The organism is Pseudomonas sp. (assembly GCF_037994325.1).
Classification (GTDB): domain Bacteria; phylum Pseudomonadota; class Gammaproteobacteria; order Pseudomonadales; family Pseudomonadaceae; genus Aquipseudomonas.
Window position 1 is genome coordinate 1 of the sequence record NZ_JBBNAH010000657.1, and the last position, 4,191, is coordinate 4,191.

4 protein-coding genes are annotated in these 4,191 nt (G+C 62.4%); 1 reads left to right on the plus strand and 3 read right to left on the minus strand.

Features of this window, described 5'->3' with window-relative positions:
• On the minus strand, nt 1-504 hold a 504-nt coding region (locus AAAB16_RS21725), incomplete at its 3' end, for an NAD(P)/FAD-dependent oxidoreductase (protein ID WP_340665208.1).
• 362 nt (nt 505-866) lie between these two features.
• Nucleotides 867-1,565: an orotidine-5'-phosphate decarboxylase gene (pyrF, locus tag AAAB16_RS21730; RefSeq protein ID WP_340665209.1), complete on the minus strand. Its 699-nt coding sequence runs from the start codon at nt 1,563-1,565 to the stop codon at nt 867-869.
• 162 nt (nt 1,566-1,727) lie between these two features.
• Between pyrF and AAAB16_RS21735 the strand changes: the two genes are divergently transcribed.
• Nucleotides 1,728-3,263 (plus strand): sigma-54-dependent transcriptional regulator, encoded by a 1,536-nt coding sequence (locus tag AAAB16_RS21735; RefSeq protein ID WP_340665210.1) that lies wholly within the window; start codon nt 1,728-1,730, stop codon nt 3,261-3,263.
• 146 nt (nt 3,264-3,409) lie between these two features.
• Here the strand turns inward: AAAB16_RS21735 and sodC are convergent, their stop codons facing one another.
• On the minus strand, nt 3,410-3,949 hold the full coding sequence (gene sodC, locus AAAB16_RS21740) for a superoxide dismutase [Cu-Zn] SodC (protein ID WP_340665211.1): 540 nt from the start codon (nt 3,947-3,949) through the stop codon (nt 3,410-3,412).
• Nucleotides 3,950-4,191: the final 242 nt, after the last annotated feature.

The following is a 4,191-nucleotide window of genomic DNA, read 5'->3' on the forward strand; positions in this document are numbered from 1 at the left end:
CTGCGGGTGCACCAGACGGCCTTTGAACTGCTCGCTGCCGGGGAACTCGGGGCTGTAGCCAGCGGCATAGTCGTAGTAACCACTGCACACGTAGAGGAATTTGCAGCGATAAGTCGTCAGTGCGCCGCTCTCGGGGTGCTGCACCTCTACCGTCCACAGGGCGTCGTGGGACGACCAGGCCGCCGACTTAACCATCTGCTTAAAGCGGATGTTCGGCTCAATACCAAATTCGCGGGCGGTGTCTTTGATGTATTGCAGAGTCGAGGCGCCGTCGGCAATCGCCTTGGCCGCTTGCCAGGGGCGGAACGGGTAACCGAGGGTGAACATATCGGAGTCGGAACGCAGCCCCGGATAACGGAACAGATCCCAGGTGCCGCCGATGTCAGCGCGCCCTTCCAGAATGGCGTAACGCTTGCCTGGGCAGAGCGTTTGCAGGCGGTAGGCCGCGCCAATGCCGGAAAGACCGGCGCCAATAATCAATACATCGAACTGTTCGGTAGCCATAGCGCACTCCGTTTTGCCCGCTCGCAGCCCTAGCTGTGGCGCAGCTTTCTTGTTCTAAACCCTGGCAGTTACGCTCACCGCCAAAGCCCGATAGTGACCCAGCCCGCATTTTTACGTGCACAGGCCAGAGCATAGCCAGGCAAACGCGGGGGGCTGACGGAAAAGTATGAAAAAAGGCGGAAATGCCACCTATGGCGGAGCGATTTTTTTAAGAATTGCGCTGTCTTCGGCCCTCTCCCCAGCCCTCTTCCCTGTCCGGGCGACCGCAAGCACGCGAGGGGAGCCTAGCCGCACTCTGAGTGAAGACGCCGATCAAGCCCCCTCTCCCGCTTGCGGGAGAGGGCTGGGGTGAGGGCCAGTCGTTACGCCAATTCCGCCACAACCGCCGCCAACGCCTGCGCCGGGCTCGCCGCCTGGCTAATGGGCCGGCCGATGACCAAATAATCGGAGCCGGCATCCAGCGCCTGACGCGGGGTCAAAATACGGCGCTGGTCATCCTGCGCACTGCCGGCGGGGCGAATCCCCGGCGTCACCAGTTGCAGATTCGGATGCGCCGCCTTCAACGCCTGCGCCTCCTGCGCCGAGCAGACCAACCCGTCCATGCCCGCCTGCGAAGCCAAACCGGCCAGGCGCAGCACCTGCTCTTGCGGTTCGATATCCAGACCGATACCGGCCAAGTCTTCGCGTTCCATGCTGGTGAGCACGGTCACACCGATCAACAGCGGTTTCGGGCCGTTGAATTTATCCAGCGTGTCGCGGCAGGCCGCCATCATGCGCAGGCCACCGGAGCAGTGCACGTTAACCATCCACACGCCCATTTCCGCCGCCGCTTTAACGGCCATGGCGGTGGTGTTGGGGATATCGTGGAATTTCAGATCAAGGAAGACTTCAAAACCCTTGTCACGCAACGTGGTGACAATGTCCGACGCGCAGCTGGTAAACAACTCCTTGCCAACCTTGACCCGGCATAGCTTGGGATCAAGCTGATCAGCCAGCCGCAACGCAGCTTCGCGGGTAGGGAAATCCAGGGCGACAATAATGGGAGTCTGGCAGGCGGACATGGGCAACAGTTCTCGGTGGTGGGCCGGGGGCGAAATCGGCGCGCATTGTAGCGCAAGGCAACGGCCTGGCGGCAGGCCCGGCGATCACCACGCGCGGGCTTGGCCAAGGCGCGCGGTAAACGGGCATACTTGCCCCCGCCTCTCCTTAGCAAACAGCCCCACATGCGCATTCACGTCACCTTTATCGACCGCGTTGGTATCACCCAGGAAGTGCTCGCCCTGCTCGGCGGGCGCAATTTGAACCTGGATGCCGTGGAGATGATTCCACCCAACGTGTATATCGACGCCCCGACCCTCAGCGCCCAGGTACTGGAGGAACTGCGCGATGCCTTGCTGCAGATTCAGGGCGTGCAAGACGTGCGCGTGGTCGACATCCTCCCCGGCCAGCGCCGGCGCTTGCAGCTCGACGCCTTGCTCGCGGCCATGACCGACCCGGTGCTGGCGGTCGACGACAGCGGCCATGTGCTGCTGGCCAACCCGGCGCTGATTGCCCTTTGCGGCCACGAGCCGGCCGGTGAACCGCTCACCAGCCTGTTCGACGACGACGGCCTGCAACAGGCGCTGATCGAACACGGCTTTCGCCTGCCCATGCGCGAGGTCTCGCTTAAAGGCCAAGCGCTGCTGCTCGATGCCATGCCCATTACCGACGCGCCCACCGGCGAGCACACACAATTGGCCGGCGGCCTGCTGACGTTGTACTTGCCCAACCGCATCGGCGAACGGTTGTCCGCCCTGCACCACGACCATGCCGAAGGCTTCGACTCCCTGCTGGGCGACTCGCAGCCGGTGCGCAACCTGAAAGTGCGCGCGCAACGCATCGCCACCCTGGATGCGCCGCTGCTGATTCGCGGCGAAACCGGCACCGGCAAAGAACTGGTCGCCCGCGCCTGCCACGCCTTGAGCCCACGCAGCAATGCGCCATTTCTGGCCCTGAACTGCGCCGCGCTGCCGGAAAACCTCGCCGAAAGCGAGCTGTTTGGTTATGCGCCCGGCGCTTTTACCGGCGCCCAGCGTGGCGGCAAACCGGGGCTGCTGGAACTGGCGCACCAAGGCACCGTGTTTCTCGATGAAATCGGCGAAATGTCGCCCTACCTGCAAGCCAAACTGCTGCGCTTTTTAAGCGACGGCAGCTTTCGCCGCGTCGGTGGCGACCGCGAAACCAAGGTGGATGTACGCATCCTCAGCGCCACCCACCGCGACCTGGAAAAAATGGTTAGCCAAGGTAGCTTTCGTGAAGACCTGTTCTACCGCCTGAACGTACTCACCCTGGAAGTACCGCCCCTGCGCGAGCGCGGCCACGACATTCTGGTGCTGGCCCGGCACTTTATGCAGCAAGCCTGCGCGCAGATTCAGCGGCCCATCTGCCGCCTGACGCCCGGCACCTACCCGGCGCTACTGAGCAACCCGTGGCCGGGCAATGTGCGGCAACTGCAAAACGTCATCTTCCGCGCCGCCGCGGTGTGCGACAGCCCGTTGGTGGATGTGGGCGATCTGGATATCGCCGGCACCTCCGTGGCGCCACAGGTGGAGGGCGAGGTGCGCAGTTTGGAAGAAGCGGTGGATGGCTTTGAGAAGGGCTTGCTGGAGAAGTTGTACAGCAGCTACCCGTCGAGTCGGCAACTAGCGGCGCGGCTAATGACCTCGCATACGGCGATTGCCAAGCGGTTGCGTAAATACGGGATTCCCAAGGGCTCCTGATAATCGAGGCCCTCACCCCAACCCTCTCCCGCAAGCGGGAGAGGGGGCCGATCAAAGTTTCTAGCGAGATCGTGGCTAAACTCCCCTCTCCCGCTTGCGGGAGAGGGGCTGGGGGTGAGGGGCGGGCCCAGCCAAAATTAACCGGTTTACTTAATTACACCACAGGCAAACCGCGCCCCACCACCACCCAACGGCGCCGGATGATCCGCATGGTTATCGCCCCCTGCATGCAACATCAACGCATGGCCATTTAACTCAGACAGCTTTTTCAAGCGCGGCGCCAATACCGGCTGGGTCGCTTTACCATCGGCGGTCACAAAGATCGCTGGCAGGTCGCCGAGGTGGTTATCGTCTTCCCACGGAAAGCCATGTTTGCCGGTCTTTTTCGGGTCCCAGTGGCCACCCGCCGCGCCAGCCGGCGTCAGCTTGCCATCCACCTCGGCAGCATCACAGCTGGGGTTTACGTGCACATGAAAGCCATGAACGCCGGGCTGCAAACCGCTGAGGTTCGGGGTAAACACCAGGCCGTACTTGGACTCGGTAACCACCACCGTACCCACCGCCGCCCCCGCGCCCTTTTCGGTCGCCTGGCTCAGTTGCACGGTGAGGGAATCGGCGGCCTGAACGCCGGTGGCGGCGCACAGGGTCAGGGCAGTAGCAAGCAGGTGGCGCGAGAGCGTATGCATAGCGAACGTCCTATTTCATGGGCAGTGGGTTAGTGACCGTCGGCAAAACCCATCGGTTCCAACCCACCCACACCCGTATCGTTTTCAATACACCGTAATCATTTCATTACACACCAAGCAAAACCCCGCTATAACTGGCTCTAACTCGGCATTCCCCGCTGCCCGCGCTTTTCTGTAGCGTTTTCGCTACAGCGCAAACAGCGACTTCCCCTACAGCAATTGCCACAACCCCCCGGCAGCCC